The sequence below is a fragment of the Mycobacterium sp. smrl_JER01 genome (genome assembly GCF_048513595.2).
Taxonomy (GTDB): domain Bacteria; phylum Actinomycetota; class Actinomycetes; order Mycobacteriales; family Mycobacteriaceae; genus Mycobacterium.
The window spans coordinates 4,038,353-4,057,076 of record NZ_JBLXXK020000001.1 but is presented as its reverse complement, the minus strand read 5'-3'; the positions used below and the strand labels follow the sequence as shown (position 1 = coordinate 4,057,076).

Annotated in this window: 1 protein-coding gene and 1 pseudogene (1 of these 2 only partly in view); both read right to left on the bottom strand. The window is 69.3% G+C overall.

Annotated elements, in window-relative coordinates; genetic code table 11:
• Window positions 1-12,434: pseudogene (locus tag ACNUDN_RS18910) on the bottom strand (amino acid adenylation domain-containing protein); its annotated part reaches 16,464 nt to the left of the window's first position; the annotation flags it as partial.
• On the bottom strand, window positions 12,431-18,724 hold the full coding sequence (gene pks2 / locus ACNUDN_RS18905) for a sulfolipid-1 biosynthesis phthioceranic/hydroxyphthioceranic acid synthase (RefSeq protein ID WP_431960403.1): 6,294 nt from the start codon (window positions 18,722-18,724) through the stop codon (window positions 12,431-12,433). The pseudogene ACNUDN_RS18910 and the gene pks2, both read right to left, overlap by 4 nt.

Sequence of the window (18,724 nt, the reverse complement as noted above, 5' to 3'; positions counted from 1 at the left end):
TTCGGTCAGCAGGTGCGCCAGGCGATTCGACGTCTCGTCGACGTCACGGTAGGTCAGCGACCGTCCCCCGAATCTGAGCGCCACAACGTCGGGGATGCCGGCGGCCCGGGCGGTGAACAGCGCGGGAATCGACCTCGCCGCCGCTGCGGGTGCCTGCAGCAGTGCTCGGTTGCCGAGCTGGTCGAGTCGGTCGCGGTCGGCGGCGTCGAGGACGTCGATGGCGGATATGCGCCGCGCCGGATCGGCGACCATGGCCGCCACCACCCGCTGCAGCCGGGTCGCCATCACCTCGACGGTCGACGCGTCGAAGACGTCGGTGCGGAACTCGACCGTGCCGACGATTCCCGCGGGTTCGCCGGATCCGGTGAAGCGCTCCGACAACGCGAAGGACAGGTCCGCGCGCGCGGTGTGGGTGTCGATCGGAAGCTCAGTGACCAGCAGGTCGCCGAGGCGCAGCTGTGCGGCGAGGTCGTCGTTCTGCCAGGCCAGCAGGACCTGGACGAGAGGATGCCTGGTGAGCGAGCGGGCGGGGCGCAATCGTTCGACGAGCACCTCGAACGGCACGTCCTGGTGGTCGTATGCGGCAAGGCTTCTGTTCCGGACCTGCGCGAGCACCTCCGCGACGGTGGGGTCGCCGTTCAGATCGACCCGCAGCACGAGCGTGTTGACGAAGAAGCCGATCAGGTCGTCGAGGGCGGGGTCGGCGCGCCCTGCGATCGGAAACCCCACTGCCACATCTGAACTGCCGCTGAGCTTGGCCAACAACACCGCGAGTGCGGCCTGAACCACCATGAATCCGGTGACCTGATGGGTGTTCGCGGTGTCCCGGATCCGTTGCTGCAGTTCGATCGGCCAGTCCACCGGGACGCCGGCGCCGCGGTGATCGGCCACCAGCGGGTAGGGTCGGTCGGTCGGTAGCTGCAGCTGTTCGGGCAGTCCCGCCAACGCGTCGCGCCAGTAGTCCAGCTGTGCCGAGATCAGGCTGCCACCGTCGTCGAGGTCGCCGAGGCGTTCCCGCTGCCACAGCGTGTAATCGGCGTACTGGACCGGCAGCTCGGTCCAGCCGGGTGGGGTTCCGGCGCACCGGCCGGCGTAGGCGACACCGAGGTCGCGCACCAGGGGAGCGACCGACGAACCATCGGCGGCGATGTGGTTCACCACCCCGACGAGGACGTGCCGATCGCGCGAGACCTCGAAGAGACGGGCCCGCAACGGGATGTCTGCGGCGAGGTCGAAGGTCTGCTGCGCGACGGCCTCGACGGCCCGGTGCAGATCGGCTTCCGACCAGTCGGCGGCGTCGACGACCTGCCAGTGGTCGCTTCGTGCGGCGGTGGTTGCCAGTATCTGCTGCCGCGGCACGCCGCCGTCGTCGGGGAATACCGTGCGCAGCGACTCGTGCCGAGCGATCACGTCGTCGAACGCGGCGCCCAGCGCGGCGGCGTCGATGCGCCCGCGTAGTTCGAGCGCCACGGCCATGTTGTAGACCGGTGAAGGACCCTGCAATTGGTCGATGATCCACATACGCTGCTGGGCGAACGACAACGGGATCACAGCCGGCCGGTCGGCGGCTGCCAGCGGCGCCCGCCGTCCTGCCGTGTGGGTCAGCAACGGCGCCAGCCGGGCCACCGTGGGGGTGTCGAACAGCGCGCGCACCGAAAGGTCGGCGCGCAACGAGTTGTTGATCGCGGCGATCAGGCGCATCGCGAGGATGCTGTCGCCGCCGAGGTCGAAGAACGAGTCGTCGACCCCCACCCGCTCGACCTCCAGGAGGTGGGCGAACAAACCGGCCAGGACCTCTTCGGCGGGGTTGCCGGGGGCGCGGTAGCGCTCGCTGTCGCCGAGTTCGGGGGCGGGCAGGGCGCCGGTGTCGAGCTTACCGTTGACCGTCAGCGGCAGCGTCTCCATCACCACCACCGCGGCGGGAACCATGTACGGCGGCAACCGGTCTGCCAGGACAGCCCGGGCATCGGCGGGATCGACTGCGCCGGTTGCCGATTCCGTGACGTAGCCGACCAGCCGTTTGACTCCGGGCTGGTCCTCGCGGGCGATGACGGCCGCATGCTCGACGCCGTCGAGCAGGGTGAGTGCCGCGCGCACCTCGCCGAGTTCGATCCGATATCCGCGGATCTTGACCTGCTCGTCGGCGCGGCCGAGGTACTGGAGCTGACCGTCGGGACCCCACCGCACCAGGTCACCGGTGCGGTACATCCGTGCTCCGGACGCGCCGAAGGGGCACGCCACGAACCGCGATGCGGTCAACCCGGGCCGGCGCACGTAGCCCACACCGACCCCGCGACCGGCGACGTAGAGTTCCCCGACGACGTCGGCGGGCACCGGCCGCATCCACCTGTCGAGGACGAACAGCGCCGCGCCGGGCACCGGGGCGCCGATCGGAACGGCGGCCGCCCCCGCCCTCAGCGGCGCGCTGATGGTGGCGTACACGGTGGTCTCGGTCGGACCGTAGCCGTTGATCATCACCCGCCCCGGCGCCCACCGCTGCACCACCTCCGGCGGGCAGGCCTCCCCGGCGACCATCAGCGAGATCGGGCCCAACCCGTCCGGTGACAGCGCGGTCAACGCCGTCGGTGTCTGGCTCAGGACCGTGACACGTTGATCGACCAGCAACGCATGGAATTCGTCCGGGGCGGCGGCCACCGCCGGCGGGACCACGACGAGGCGTCCTCCGTGCAGCAACGCACCCCAGATCTCCCACACCGAGTAGTCGAATGCGTACGAATGACACTGCGTCCACACCTGCTGCGGTGACATGTCGACGCCGACGTCCAGCGCGTCGAACAAGCGGGTGACGTTGTGATGACTGACCGCAACGCCTTTGGGTGTTCCGGTGGTGCCCGATGTGTAGATGATGTGGGCGATGTCGTCGGGTTCGGGAAACGCAGGCAGAGCTGTTGCGGGTGGGTCGGATACGGCGGCGTCTGCGACCAGGATGGTCAGCTTGCAGCCGGTGAACCGGTCGGCGAGATCTGGCGTGGTGACCGCGGCGACCGGAGCGGAATCGGCCACCATGAACTCGATCCGAGACCTCGGATGTGCGGGGTCGATCGGTAGATAGGCCGCTCCGGCTTTGAGCACTGCCAGGATCGCGATGACCGCCTGTGCCGAGCGCTCCATCAGCAGCGCCACACATCCACCCGGCCCTGCACCGCGCCCGGCCAACAGGTGCGACATCCGGTTCGACGCCTCGTCGAGTTCGCGGTAGGTCCATACCCGATCGCCGTACACCAGCGCCGCGGCGTCCGGGCGTCGAGCGACCTGGATGGCGAACAACTCCGGTATGGAGACCGCCGCACCGGGTTGGCTCAGCGCCGACCGATTTCCCCACTCGTCAAGGTCGGCGTGCTCGTCCTCGTCGAGGAGATCGATCGACAGCAGGCGTCGGGTGGGATCGGCCGTCACGATGACCGCCCCGACACCGCGGTGAGCCCGTTGAGCACCCGCTTGAACCGCCTCGTCAGTGCCTCGATGCTGTGGGGTTCGAACATGCCGGTGTCGAATTCGATTCGCAGACCCAGTTCCTCGCCGGGTTGGGCGATCATTGCCAGTGGGTAGTGGTTGAACTCGCGGGTGGCGATCTCGGTCACGGCCAGTTTCCCGCCGAACAACGCCGCGGTGTCGAGCGGATAGTTTTCATAGACGAAGATCGTGTCGAACAGCCATCGGTGACCGGTGGCACGGTGAATCTCGCTGAGCGCCAGGTGCTGGTGATCGAGGGTGCGGGTGTGCGCGTCTTGCAGCTGTGCCAGCAGATCGGCGATCGTGGTGTCGGCGGTGATGCGCGCACGCACCGGAACGGTGTTGATCAACAGGCCGACCATCGATTCCGCGCCGGGTACGTCGGTGGGGCGGCCGGAGACGGCGGTGCCGAACACGACGTCGTGCTGGCCCGTCAACCACATCAGCAGCTGAGCCCAGGCCGCCTGCAAAACGGTGTTCACCGTGGTATGGCACGAGCGTGCCAGTTCGCTGAGGGCGCCGGTGGTGCGCCGGGACACCCGGAAGGACGTCGTCGCGCGCGGGCCGAGCCCGAGCCGGTCGGGGGCGCCGACCAGGGTCGGCGTGTCGAATCCGTCGAGCACGTCCCGCCATGCCGCCCGTGCCGCCGTGTCGTCGCGATCGGCGAGCCATTCGACGAATCGTCGGAACGAGCCGGCAGCGGGCAACCGGTGCCCGTAGTAGCTGGCGAACAGGTCACGGGCCAGGATGGGCAGGGACCAACCGTCGACCACGATGTGGTGGTTGGTCAGCACGACCCGGTGTTGGTCGGGCGCGGTACGGATCACGGCGACACGGAATGACGGACCCTCGGCGAGGTCACAGACCGCGGCGCGTTCGGCGGCGCACAACTGCCGAATCTGCGCCTCGACGGTATCCGGGTCAGCCGCGACGGCACGAGCCGAGGTACCCGAGATGGTCTGACGCGCTGGCTGTTCCGTTCCGTACGTCGAACCGTGCCGCCCACGGTCCGAGTGGTCCTCGTAGAGGTCGACGTACCGGTAGGGCACCGTGGGGTCGGCCGGAATCAGCTGGACGGGTTGATCGAAGTGAGTGCGGAACCGTGCGGCCAGGTTGGGGTGGCGGGTGACCACCGCGTTCACCGCATCGCCGAGCAGGGGTGGTTCGAGCGGACCCTTCACGGTGAGCTCGAGTTGCATGGCATACACGTCGTCGTCGTCGCTGCCGGCCGTGGCGCTGTTGGCGTGAAAGAGCAGTCCCTGTTGCATGGGGGTGAGCGGGAGGATGTCGGCGAGACGAAGTTCGCGGTGGAGGGTGTCTATTTCGGGTTGGGTGAGTGTGGTGGGGGTGATGTCGGAGGGTGTCAGGCCGCCGCCGCCGTCGGCGACGTGGGTGACGATGCCGGCGAGTGCGTGGTGCCAGAGGTGGGTGAGGTGGCCGATTTCGTCATCGGTCAGGATGGATCGAGCCCAGGTCCAGGTGGCGCTGAGTTGTGCACCGGCGCCGGTGTCGAGGGTGGCTACGGTGAGCTCGAGGCTGTGCCCCAACGGCATCGGGATCGCGGCCGCCGCGGCGGCGAGGGTGATGCTGTCGGCGCTGGGGTGCCAGAGGTCCTCGAGATTGCCGGTGGCAGTGATGGCATCGAGACGGCCGAGATAGTTGAAGCCGATGGTCGGTTCGGCGGCGGTGAGGCCGCTGTCGGTGGTGAGATGGCGCAGCAGACCGTAGGTCAGGCCGTCGGGCAGGCTGCGTATTTGCTCTTTGGCGTGTTTGGTGATTCGGCCCAGTGCGGGGTCTCCGGTGGCGACCTGGGTCCAGTCGAGACCGTGGGTGCTCAGAGCGACGGGGTGTTTGGTGGTGAACCAGCCGACCGTGCGGGACAGGTCGAGACCGGGGGTGAGGTGTTCGGCTCGGCCGTGGCCTTCGACGTCGATGCCGATGGTCTGTGTGGTGCCGGTGAATTCGGTGCAGACCAGGGCCAGCGCGATGAGCAGGATGTCGGCGGTGCCGGTGTGGAAGGCTGTGGGGACGTCGGTGAGCAGTCGTGCTGTGGCGTGTGGATCGAGGGTGGTGGTCAGGCTTCCCGCGCCGGCGTAGGTGTCGACCTCCGGGTCGGGTGGCGGCAAAGCCGGTGCAGCGGCGAGGATCTCGCGCCAGATCTCGATACTCTCGGTGAGTGCCGGGGATTCGGCGTGTGGGGTCAGCAGCCCCGCCCAGGTCGCGAAAGATGTTCCGGTGACGGGCAGGACGACGGACCGGCCGTCGCGGTGACGGGCCCAGGCGGTGTTGAGGTCTTCGAGCAGGATCCGCCACGACACCGCATCCACGGCCAGGTGGTGCACGATCAACGCGAGCCGACCGGCCGCGGCGTCCCACAGCGCGGTGAGGACCGCCCCGGTGCCGGGGTCCAGACGTGACCGCGCCTCTGCCAGTGCAGCTTCGGAGATTTCGTCGACCGTGTGCACGCAACGCGCGGCGTGAACGGAGCCGACCTCACCGGTGGTGACCGTGCCGTCCCCGGCGACGGACAGCCGCAACATCGCATGCCGGTCGAGCAGGCCCTGCAGCAGTACCTCCACATCGTCTTCGGTGGCGGATACCGGGGCTTGGACGACCATCGTCTGATTGAACTCGTCGGTCGGTCCGTCGACGCTGCGCAGCCAGTGCATGATCGGGGTCGGGGGAAACGATCCGACGCCGAGGTCGGGCGGATTCGCCGGGCGGTGCGTCGTCTCGACCACGCGGGCCAGTCGCGCCGCGGTCTGTTCGGTGAAGACGTCGCGCGGTCGGCAGTGCAGTCCGGCCACTCGGGCGCGGGCGACGACCTGCATGGACAGGATGCTGTCGCCGCCGAGGTCGAAAAAGGAGTCGTCGGCGCCGACGCGGTCGAGGCCCAGGACGTCGGCGAAGATGCGCGTCAGCGCTTGTTCGGTCGCATCGACGGGGGCCCGGTAGTCCTGCCCCGACGGGGACCGTGGTGGTGGCAGCGCTTTCACGTCGAGTTTGCCGTTGACGGTGCGCGGGATGGCGTCGAGGGCAACGATCGCGGCCGGCACCATGTAGGACGGCAATCGGTCGGCCAGCGCGGTGCGTACCGCGGCGGGTTCGGCGGTGCCGGTGATGTAGGCGACCAGTTGCGGGCCGATGGGGCCGTCCTCGCGGACGATCACCGCGGCTTGCTCGATGTCTTCGAGGGCGCCTATGGCGGTGTGGATTTCGGCGAGTTCGATACGGTGGCCGCGCACCTTGACCTGTTGGTCGGTGCGGCCCTGGTAGTGGAGTTGGTCGTCGGGTCCCCAGCGGGCCAGGTCTCCGGTGCGGTACATGCGGCCGCCGGGTGGGCCGAAGGGGCAGGCCAGGAACCGTGTCGCGGTCAGGGGGCCGCGGTCGTGGTAGCCGGTGCCCACCCCGCGGCCGGCGATGTACAGTTCCCCGGTCACACCGGGGGCGACGGGGTGCAGGTGGTCGTCGAGGACGAACAGCGCCGCTGTGGGCACCGGTGTGCCGATGGGGGCCGGACCGCGACCGGGACTCAGGGGTGGGCTCATGGAGGCGTACACGGTCGTCTCGGTGGGGCCGTAGGCGTTGATCAGTACGCGACCCGCAGACCAGCGGTCGACGATCTCGGCGGGGCAGGTCTCACCGCCCAGCAGCACCGCGACGTGGTCGAGTCCGTCCGCCGACAGCGCGGTGATCGCCGACGGGGTCTGGGTCAGGACGGTGACGTTCTCCCGGAGCAGAAGCGCACGGAAATCCGGCGGGGACGCGGCAATCTGTTCGTCGACGATGACCAGGCGTGCGCCGGTGAGCAGGGCCGCCCAGATCTCCCATACCGAAAAGTCGAATCCGTAGGAGTGGCACTGGGTCCAGACCTGGGGCCCCGCCAGCTGCGGTGGTGTGGAGTGCGCGAGGTGCGCGAGGTTGTGATGGGTGATCGCCACGCCCTTGGGGATTCCGGTGGTCCCGGAGGTGAAGATCAGATAGGCGGTGTCATCCGGGCGGGCCACCGATACGGCGGCGCCGGGCCGGCTGGTGAGGTCGGTGTCGTCGACGGCGATCACGGCCAGGCCGGTGCCGGCGAGTCGGGAGCGCAGCGCGGCGGAGGTGATCGCGGCGATCGGCGCACTGTCGTCGATCATGAACCGGATGCGGTGATCGGGTTGGGCGGGATCGATGGGCAGGTAGGCCGCCCCGGTCCTGAGGACCGCCAGCATCGCGACGATGGCATCGGCGCAGCGGTCGAACAATACGGCAACGTACCGCCCGGGTGCGGCGCCGTGGGACATCAAACGATGCGCGAGCCGGTGCGAGGCGTCGTCGAGTCCCCGGTAGGTCAGCGAACGCTCACCGTCGGTGACGGCCACCGCGTCGGGGCTACGCCGCACGTGGACCGCGAACAACTCCGGAACCGAGGCCCCGTCAGGAGGTGGGCCGGTGAGCGCCGCGCGGTTGCCGACGGTGTCGAGGCGGGCCCGTTCGGCGGGGTCGAGTACCTCGATGGCGGACACGCGGGTGCTGGGCTCAGCGGTCATCGCCGTGAGCACCCTGCCGAATCGCTCGATGAGCCCCGCGACCGTGGCGGCATCGTAGACATCGGTGCGGTACTCCACCGTGCCCGAAATTCCGTCCGGTTCACCGGCGTCGGTGAAACGTTCCGACAACGAGATGGACAGGTCCATCCGTGCGGTGTGGGTGTCGACGGGCAGCGGGGTGACCTCGAGATCACCGAGGTGCAGTCCCACGGTGGGACCGCCGGAGGTACCGTGGAGGTTGTCCCACGACACCGCGACCTGGACCACTGGGTGATGACTCAACGTGCGGGCCGGGTTGAGCCGCTCGACGAGCACCTCGAACGGAACGTCCTGGTGCTCGTAGGCGGCCAGGCAGCGTCGGCGGACCTGGTCGAGCAGCTCGGTGACGGTGGGCTCACCGGTCAGGTCGACGCGCAGCACCAGTGTGTTGACGAAGAAGCCGACCAGCTCATCGAGCGCGGGATCGTTGCGCCCGGCGATCGGGAACCCCACCGCCACATCGGTGCCGGCACCGAGCCGAGACAGCAACACCGCCAAGGCCGCCTGCACCACCATGAACGCGGTGGCATTGTGGTCGGCGGCCGTCGCCCGGATCCGCTGCTGTAACTCCGCCGGCCAGCCCAAAGGCAGTGTGGCGCCGCGACCGTCGGCGACCGCCGGATAGGGCCGGTCGGTGGGCAACTGGACCCGTTCGGGCATCCCGGCAAGCGCGTCCAGCCAATACGCCATCTGTGTGCCGATGGCGCTGTTCGCATCCCCGAGGTCCCCGAACAGCTCGCGCTGCCACAAGGTGTAATCGACATACTGCACCGGTAACGGGGACCACTGCGGCGCTCGACCGGCGCACCGGCCCGCATACGCACACCCCAGATCGGCCATCAACGGCCCGAGGGACCACCCGTCGGCGGCAACGTGGTGGACCACGCCCACCACCACATGTTCGATATCGGTCATGCGGAAAACCGTTGCCCGCAGCGGAAGCTCGCAGGTGAGGTCGAAGCGATGGTGCGCCACTGCGTGCAGTTCCGCGTCGAGGCGGGCCGGTGGCCATCCGACGGTATCGACGACGGCCCAGGGAACTTCGGCTTCGCCGGCGGGGATCACCTGCTGGCGCGGCACACCGTCGGTGTCGGGGAACACCGTGCGCAACGGTTCGTGCCGGGCCACCACGTCGCCCAGCGCGCAACGCAGCGCATCGACGTCGAGCGGGCCGCGAATGCGCAGCGCGATCGGCATGTTGTAGGTCGCGTCGCCGCCGTCGAACCGATTGAGGAACCACAACCGGCCCTGGGCGAACGACAGCGGGATGGTCGCGGGGCGGTCCACCCTGACCAGCCCTGCGGGACCGCCGGTGCCGCGGTGGATCCGCGGCGCGAGCAGCGCCACGGTGGGAGCGTCGAACAGGTCGCGGACCGCGAGCGCGGCGCCGAGGGCATCGTTGATCGTCGCGACGAGGCGCATCGCCAGGATGCTGTCGCCGCCGAGATCGAAGAACGAGTCGTCGGCCCCGACCCGGTTGACACCGAGCACCCGGGAGAAGATTCCGCCGAGGATCTCCTCGACCGCGGTGCCGGGCGCGCGGTACTCGCCGTCGGCGTACTGCGGGGCCGGCAGGGCCCGGGTGTCGAGTTTGCCGTTCACCGTCAGCGGCAGCGCGTCGAGCACCACTACCGTGACCGGCACCATGTACGGCGGGAGGCGATCGGCGAGCGCGGTCCGCAGCTCGTTCGGATCGACTGCACCGGGCGATGATTCGGTGACATAGCCGACCAGACGCCTGTCGCCGGCGCGGTCCTCCCGCACGATCACCGCGGCCTGCTGCACCGGCTGCTGCGACATCAGGGCCGCCTGGATGTCGCCGAGTTCGATCCGGTATCCGCGGATCTTCACCTGTTGATCGACACGACCGAGATACTCCAACTGGCCGTCGGCAGCCCAGCGCACCATATCGCCGGTGCGGTACATCCTGTCTCCGGGCCGGCCGAAGGGGCACGGGAGGAATCGGGTTGCCGTCAGGCCGGGTCTGCGTACATAGCCGATACCGACACCGCGACCCGCGACGTAAAGCTCGCCGACCGCCCCGGCCGGGACCGGTTGCAGCCAACCATCGAGGACGAACAGGGCCGCAGTCGACACCGGGCCACCTATCGGCGGTACGCCCGAGCCTGGGATCAGGGGTCGGCTGGCCGAGGCGAACATCGTCGTCTCGGTGGGCCCGTAGACATTGGTGAGCATCCGTGACTGCGCCCACCGGTCGACGATGTCGGCCGGGCAGGCCTCGCCGCCCACCAGCACCGACACCGACTCCAACCCGTCCGGCTCGAGGGCGCCGAGCGCCGACGGCGTCTGTGCGAGCATCGTGACCTGTTGTTCGACGATCAGCGCATGGAGTTCGGCCGCAGATCGGGCCGCCGATTCGGGAACCACGACCAGGCGGCCGCCGTGCAGCAGGGCGCCCCAGATCTCCCAGACCGAGAAGTCGAAGGCGTAGGAGAAGAACTGCGTCCACACCTGGTCGGGTGACAGGTCGGCGCCGACGTCGATCCCGTCGTACAACCGTGTGACGTTGTGGTGAGTGACCGCAACACCTTTGGGGACGCCGGTGGTGCCCGATGTGTAGATGATGTGGGCGACGTCGTCGGGCCACGGTACCGCCACCGGAGTGGCCGGCAGGGTCGTGATCGTCGGGTCTTCGACGTCGATGACGGGCAAGTCGCAGCCGCTGAAACGGTGCGCCATCGCCGAGGTGGTGACCGCCGTGACCGGGGTCGAGTCACCCACCATGAAGTCGATCCGCGACTTCGGATGTGCCGGGTCGATGGGCAGATACGCCGCCCCGGTCTTGAGGATCGCCAGGATCGCGATCACCGCCCCCGGGGAACGCTCCATCAGCAGCGCCACGCATTCGCCGGGCCGCGCGCCGTGCGCGGTGAGCAGGTGTGCGAAACGATTCGCGGCGTCGTCGAGTTCGCGATATGTCCATGATCGGTTGTCACCGGTCAGCGCGGTCGCCGCGGGCGTCCGGGCGACCTGCGCGGCGAACGCATCCGGGATCGACACCGGTGTCGCGGGTTCGCCGAGGATCGCGCGGTTACCCCAGCGGTCGAGGTCTGCGGTCTTGGACCACCCCGTGGGGTCGATCGAGCAGAGGCGGCGTAAGGGGTTGTCGGTCATCGCGGTCAACAACCGCTGCAGCCTGCGGGCCAGGTCCGGGACTTCGAGCGTCGCCAGCGGATGTCCCGCGCCGGCTGTGCTGAGGAAGAGGTCGTCGCCTGCCGCGGAGAAGAACATCCCGAAACCGCTCACCTGACCCGAGCTGGTGTACGACGCTGACGCCGGCACGCCACCGAAGTCCAGCGCGAACACCGACGGGATGAAGTTCACATCCAGCCGATCGGAGGGTCGGCCCGGGTCGCGGCCGCCGGCTCGGCGCTCCAGTTCCTTGACGGGGAAGCGTTGATGGGCCAACGCATCCCGGATGCGTGCGTCGACCAGGTCGCAGAAGTCGGCCACCGTGGTACCCGGTGACACCGGCAGCACCAGCGGCACCACGCCGGACATCATCACCGGTAGCGTCCTGGCTTCCTCGTGGACCCGCCTGCTGACGGGGAAGTCGAGCACCACCTCGGCGTCCCCGCCAGACCAGCTGCGCACCAGTAGAGCGCAGGCCGCGGTGATGATCGAGGATCGTGGCAGATTCCGCGCCCGGGCCAGTTCGTGAACCCCGCGAAGCACCCCGGGGTCCAGTCGGACCGGGGCGCAGGGACGGGTCTCGCGCCCAGCGCGCGGCGTCGTCGGCGGCAGTGCGAGGCCACCGTCGGAGGGCAGCTGATCGGCCCAGTAGGTGCGGTCTTCCCGATAGTCCGGCGATGCCTCGTACTCGGCCTCGGCGTCGATGAGATCCCGCAACGACCCGAAGAAGGCGGGCGGTATCGGCGATCCGGAAACCAGCGCCGAATACACGGCGGCGATCCGATGGCCGAGAAGCGCGACGCCGAATCCGTCGGCGACGATGTGGTGACAGCAGGAGAACCAGTAGTACTCACAGGGGCCGGTTTTGAACAAGGCGAACGCGTACAGCGGCCCACTCCACGGCATCGGCGTGCGTTGAATCGACGAGGCGATCTCGAAGGCCTGTTGGGCGGGGTCGAGCGCGGAGGTGAGGTCATGGAAGACGAGCTGCGCGGGTGGACGGTCGACGACCTGCTGGACGACCCGACCGTCGCGCTCGAAGAACGCCGCCCTGATCGGTCCGGCTTCCTTGACGACCCGGCGGATCGCCCATTCGAGCGGACCGCGCTGCACCGGGCCGTCGATCTTGACGAAGAGACCGAGTTGCCATTCCGTGCCGAAGCGTCCCGTTTCCTGCGCGAGCCAGATGTCGAGTTGTCCGCGGGTGAGCGGAAGAGTCCGGTCGTCGTCGGTCATCGGACACGCTGCACATCGGTGGCGTGCGGGGCAAGCTTCTCGCACAGCAGGTTCGCCAAACCCCGGATGGTGATGGTGGTGATGTCGGCGGACGAGATGCGGATGCCGGTCTCGGTCTCGATCCGGGTGCGAAGTTCCAGCGCGCCCAGCGAATCCAGGCCGTAGCCGGTAAGCGCTCGGTCGGGGTCGACGCTGCGCCGCAGGATCAGGTTGACCTGTTCGGAGATCAGGCGGCGCAGCCGGGCCGGCCACTCGTCGCGCGGCAGCTGCTCCAGCTGGGCGAGCAACTCGCTGGAACCCGTCGTCGCGGCGCCGGCACGGAACGCCTCGGCGAACGGACTCCGCTCGGCGAACATCGTCAGCCATGGGCTGCCCGAGATCGGCGTATAGCCGGTGTGGGCGCGGTCGTGGCGCAGCAGCGCCTCGAGCGCGTAGGCGCCCTCTTCGGGATCGATTGCAGCGTCGGCATTCTCGGCGAATTCCACTGCGCGGCCGATCTGCGCCCACGCACCCCAGGCAATCGCGGTGGCCGGCCGGCCGGCCGAGCGGCGCCAGTGGGTGAAGGCGTCCAGCCAGCTGTTGGCCGCAGCGTAGGCGCCCTGACCCGGGGCGCCGACCAGGGCGGCGGCCGACGAGAACGAGCAGAACCAGTCCAGTGGCTGGTCGGCGGTGGCCTCGTGCAGCTGCCATGCGCCGTGAACCTTCGGTGTCCAATCGTGGTCGATGATCTCGCCGGTGATGTTCGTCAGCGTGGCGTCCTCGACCACCGCGGCCGCGTGCAGCACGCCCCGCACGGGCAGACCGGTGGCGGTCGCTGCGGCCACCAGTCGCTGTGCGGTCCCGGGCGCGGCGATGTCGCCGCACTCGACCACGACCTGGGTCCCCGTTGCGCGGACTCGATCGATGTGCGCCTGCGTGACGGGCGTCGGGTGTGAGCGCGAGGACAACACCAGACGGCCGCAGCCCGCCGCCGCCAGCTTCTCCGCCAGGAACAGCCCGAGGCCGCCCAGTCCGCCGGTGATCACGTAGGCGCCGTCGCTGCGGAACACCCGGGCCTGGCCGGGCGGCACGGCCACCCGATATCGATCTGCCCCTCGGACATCGATCACGAGCTTGCCGGTGTGCTGTGCACCGCTCATCATGCGGACGGCCGCGGCCACCTCGGTGAGCGGTAGCACGGTGCTCTGCGGCAGCGGCAAGGTCGCGTCCGCGACGAGCCGGTACACCGTGCGCAGCAGGGCCTGGAACCGGTCGGGACGGCTGTACGCCAGCAGACCGAGGTCGAGGGCATGAAACGCCAGATTGCGCCGGAACGGGAACAGTCCCAACCGGGTGTCACCGTAGACGTCGCGCTTACCGATCTCGACGAACCGCCCGCCGAGCGCGAGCAGTTCCAGTCCTGCGCGCTGAGCGGCGCCGGACACCGAGTTCAGTACGATGTCGACACCGTGGCCGCCGGTGTCCCGCCGGATCTGATCGGCGAACTCCACACTGCGGGAGTCGTAGACGTGTGCGAGGCCTTGGTCGCGCAGAAGTTGGCGACGCGCCACACTGCCTGCGGTCGCGTAGATCTCGGCTCCCGCCGCCCGGGCAATCGCGATGGCGGCCTGTCCCACACCCCCGGTGCCGGAGTGGATCAACACCTTGTCCCCGGCGCGGACCGCGGCCAGGTCGTGCAGGCCGTACCAGGCGGTGGCATGCGCGGTGGTCACTGCCGCGGCCTGCGGCTCGGCCAGACCCTCCGGGAGGGCGACGACGCGGCAGGCGTCGGTGGTGACGAACGTCGACCAGCAGCCGTCCGCGCACAGGCCGCCGACGCGATCGCCGACCGCGAAGTCGGTCACACCGGGACCGACCGCGGATACGACGCCGGCGAAGTCGGTCCCCAACGCTGGGAGTTGGCCGTCGAAGGCCGGGTAACGACCGAACGCCACCAGGACGTCGGCGAAGTTGATGCTGGACGCGGTGACGGAGACCTCGATCTGGCCCGGTCCTGGTGGAATCCGCTGGCCGGCAACGAGTTCGAGCGTCTCGAGATCACCTGGAGTGCGGATCGTCAGGCGGACCTTGTCGCGGTCCGGGTCAGCGTCCGCGGTGCGACGATCATCCGGGCGCAGCGGTGCGGAAGTCAGTCTCGCCGCGTACCACACACCGGCCCGCCACGCGGTCTCGTCCTCATCGGACCCGCTGAGCAGTTGCCTGGCGAGTTGCCGGGAGTCGGTGTCCCCGTCGGCGTCGATCTGTGTGACCCGCAGGTGGGGATGCTCGGTGCCGATCACCCTGAGCAGACCTCGCAAGCCGCCCTGCTCCAGGTTCGCGACGTCATCGCTGTTGACGGTCTGGGCGTTGCGGGTGACCACGAACAGGCGCAGGGTGTCATCTCCGACTGCCGGGATCTCCCGGGTGATACGCACCAGGTGCTCGACGTATTCGCCGCCCTGGCGCGGGATTCGGTCTCCGGAGCCGCCGTCGGGGGGCCCGGTGAGGATGACCACCCCGCAGATCCCGCCACCCCGCAGCTGGCCGGCGAGCTGGTCAGCGTTCGCGCCGTGATCGGCGTGGCGCGGCCAGCACATCGTCTCGCACTGCGCACCCTCGGCTTTGAGCGCGTCCGTCAACGATGCGGCGACGGCGTCGGTGGGGGCGATGCTGATCAGCAGCCAGCTCCCGGCGATGCCGGGGGGCTGCTCGGGCAGCTCCCGTGGCCGCCATTCGATGGTCAGCAGTCGGTCGGCAAGCCTCCGCTCGGCATGATCGGTCTCCGACATTCCTGTGCCCAATCGGAGCCCCCGCACGGTGAGCAGGACGGCGCCGTGCTCGTCGAGCACGTCGAGATCGGTCTCGACGCCCGTGCTGTCCACTGTGGTGACGCGGGTGTGGCAATAGCGGGCGGTGCGCACCGGTCCGTAGGCCCGCAGGAGGCCGATGCCCAGCGGCAGTGCGAGCACGTCTTCACCGAGTGCTCGGATCTCCGGATGTGCCGCCACCGACTGGAAACAGGCGTCCAACAGGGCAGGGTGGACACCGTAGGCATCCTGCTGCGAACGGATCTGGGCGGGCAGGGCAACCTCGACGAGGACCGTCGCGGACTGCTGCTCGCTGCTGTGGACCGCGATGAGCCCGGCGAAGGCCGGACCGTAGCGGACGCCGCGACGCTCCAGCCGTCTGCGCACCGACGTGCCGTCTTCGGCATCAGGGTGCGCGGCGCGCAGCGCGCAGAGATCCTGGGGCGGCGGCCGTTCGGCGTCGGTGACCGCGAGCGTCGCCGTCGCCTGCCGTGCCTGCTCGCCGGCGTGGTGGGTTTCGACGCAGAATTCGGCCACTCCGGGAGAGGACAGCGCAGCACAGGCGGCGACGCAGGTCTGATCGTCGAGCAGCAGCGCCTGCTCGAAGCGAAGGTCACGTACCTCGACGGTGTCGCCCAGCACTGCGCCGGCGGCCGCGAGCGCCATCTCGCAATACGCGGCGCCGGGAAGGACCACCACATCGCGGATATGGTGATCGGAAAGCCATGGCTGTGCGGCAATGCCGACGTCACCCTGCCAGACGTGACGCTCAGGCTCTTCGGGCAACCGGACGTGGGCGCCGAGCAGCGGATGTACCGAGATGGTGCGGCCACCATGGGTCGGTGACTCCTGGGCACCGCGGGTGAACATCAGCGCGCGATGTGTCCAGGTCGGCAGCGGTGCATCCACCAGCCGTCCGTCCGGGCAGACGGCCGTGAAATCGATCGCGGTGCCGGCGCTGTACAGCAGTGTCAGCAGGTCGCGCATTCCGTGCGGCAGAGGCTGTTCGCGGCGCAGACCGGCCAACGCCGCCGGGGCCATGTCCAGGCTGCCGGCGGTCTGCTGCACCGCGTGCATCAGCAGCGGGTGGGGTGTGAGCTCGGCGAACACCCGGTAACCGTCCTCGAGCGCGGCCTGCACGGCGGGTGCGAAGCGAACCATGTTGCGCAGGTTGTCCACCCAGTAGGAGGCATCGCAGACGGGTTGTTCCCGCGGGTCGTATTGGGTGGCCGAGTAGTAGGGGATCTCGGGCTCCCGCGGGCGCACATCGGCGAGCGTCTCGGCGAGTTCATCGAGGATCGGATCGACCTGGGGGGAGTGCGAGGCGACGTCGACAGCGATCTCGCGAGCCATCACCTCCCGCGCCTGCCATGCCGCGACCAGGTCGCGCACCGTCTCGGTGGCGCCACCGATCACGGTGGACAGCGGAGACGCCACGACCGCGACCACGGCGTCGTCGATCCCCTGGGTGATCAGCTCCGAGAGCACCTGTTGCGCGGGCAGTTCCACCGCGGCCATCGCGCCCGCACCGGCGATGCGCGACATCAACCGCGAGCGCCGGCAGATCACGCGTACCCCGTCGGAGAGCTCGAGAGCCCCGGACACGACGGCCGCGGCGACCTCGCCGAGGGAATGTCCGATGACCGCGCCCGGGCGGACACCGTGCGAGCGCATGGTGGCGGCCAGGGCCACCTGCATGGTGAACAGGGCGGGCTGGATCCGGTCGATACCCGTCACGGTCTGCTGCCCGGTGATCGCCTCGGTCACCGAGAACCCGGCCTCACTGGCGATCAACGGCTCGGCGGCGGCCACGGCGGCGGCGAACTCCGGTTCGGTGGACAGCAGTTGCGAGCCCATGCCGGCCCACTGTGATCCCTGCCCGGAGAACACCCACACCGGTCCGCGATCGTCCTGTCCGACCGCAGCCTGGTACGGGATGTCGTCGTCGGCCGCCTCCCGAAGTGCTCGGATCAGGTCGTCGCGATCGCCGGCGGTCACCGCTGTGCGGAACGGGCGGTGCGTGCGTCGCCGCGTCAACGTATAGGAGAGATCGCCGAGGTCCACATCCTCGTGCACCGACATCCAATCGGCCAACCGTCCCAAGCTGCGTCGCAGTTCAGCGGCGGACGTCGACGACAGGGGAAACAGTCGCTCGGTGTGGCCGCCTCCAAACGACGTGACCGGTTGGTGCGGCGCCGGCTCCGGCGCCTGTTCGATGATCGCGTGCACATTGGTTCCCGACAGTCCGTAGGACGACGCGGCCGCCCGGCGCGGGTGGTCATCGGCGACGGTCCACGGCGTGACCTCCTGCGGGACGAACAGTTTGGTGTCGATGCCGGCCATGGCATCGGGTAACCGGGTGAAGTGCAGATTCGGGGGGACCACGCCGTGCTGCACGCAGAGCACCGCCTTCATCAAACCCAAAGCGCCGGCGGCAGATTGCGCATGTCCGAAGTTCGTCTTCAGCGAACCCAGGGCACATCGGTCCGCGACGCCGTAGACGCCGGCCAGGCTGGCGAACTCGATCGGGTCCCCGACCGGCGTGCCGGGTCCGTGTGCCTCCACCATGCCGATGGTGCGTGCGTCGACGCCTGCGGCGGTCAAGGCCCTGCGGTACACCGCTGTCTGCGCCGCGACCGACGGTGTGGCGATGTTGACGGTGTGACCGTCCTGATTGGCCGCCGTGCCGCGGATGACTGCCAGGACGCGGTCGCCGTCGCCCAACGCGTCGGGCAGGCGCTTGAGCAACAGCACCGCACAACCTTCCGAGGACACGAACCCGTCCGCGCCGACGTCGAACGCGCGGCACCGTCCGGTCGGTGAGAGCATGCCCTCGGCGCTGCCTGCGACGAACTTGCGTGGGTCCAGCGTCACGGCGGCGCCGCCGGCCAGAGCCAGGTCGCTCTCACCGTCGACGAGGCTGTGGCAGGCCAGATGCACCGCCGTCAACCCCGAGGAACAGGCGGTGTCCACCGTCATCGCCGGGCCGCGCAGCCCGAGGGCGTAGGCGATCCGTCCGGACGCCAGGCTGAAGCTGCTGCCGGTGAAACCGTAGGGCGCCTCGACAGCGTCGGCGTCGGCGGCCAGCAACTGGTAGTCGCCGTGGGTGAGACCGACGAATACCCCTGTCAACGAGTCGGTCATCGCGGCCCGGGTGATCCCGGCGTGCTCCATCGCCTCCCACGAAGTCTCCAGAAGCAACCGGTGCTGTGGGTCGATCGCAGTGGCCTCGCGCTCGTTGATGCCGAAGAACTCGGGATCGAAGCCGGCGACGTCGTCGAGGAATCCACCCCATTTCGTCACCGACCGACCGGGGATTCCCGGTTGGGGGTCGTAGTACTCCTCGGCATCCCAACGGTCGGCCGGGATCACGGTGACGTGATCGTCACCGCGCAGCAGTGATTCCCAGAGCCGCTCCGGCGAGTCGATGCCGCCGGGCAGCCGGCACGCCATACCGATGACCGCGACCGACGCCCCGTTCGACACCCCGCCCGACTCGGTCAC